The sequence below is a fragment of the Lactobacillus nasalidis genome, assembly GCF_016587775.1.
Lineage (GTDB): Bacteria > Bacillota > Bacilli > Lactobacillales > Lactobacillaceae > Lactobacillus > Lactobacillus nasalidis.
Window position 1 is genome coordinate 1 of the sequence record NZ_BOCG01000454.1, and the last position, 407, is coordinate 407.

Here is a 407-nt window from a genome sequence, read left to right on the forward strand (position 1 = left end):
TACACTCCAGCTGCAAGCCAGAAGCCATATCTGCCAGACAACTGCCGCTATATCGGTATTGACCCAGGTGTTGATAATGCATTTGCCTGCGTCTCAAATACGGGTGACAAGGCCTTACTCATTAGTGGTCGTGCGATCAAATCCGTCAACCAATACTACAACAAGCGCATGGCGAAATTGAAGAGTCTTCAAGCTCAATACCACCAGCTCGAAAGCATTATCAGCACCAAGCAAGGCCCAAAGGCGGTATACGGCCAGACCAAATCCATGCAGCGCCTAACCGATTGGCGCAATGCCAAGATTCGTCAATTTGCCCACAAGGCATCCAAGCGCATAGTAGATTACGCGCTAAGCTGTGGAGCAAATACTATTGTGATTGGCAAGAACAAGACATGGAAACGGTCAGT

The 407-nt window shown here is 48.6% G+C and carries 1 protein-coding gene; it reads left to right on the forward strand.

The features are described from left to right. Positions 1-407, forward strand: a 407-nt coding sequence (locus lacNas_RS08685) for a transposase (RefSeq protein WP_201335873.1), incomplete at both ends; no start/stop codon positions are given.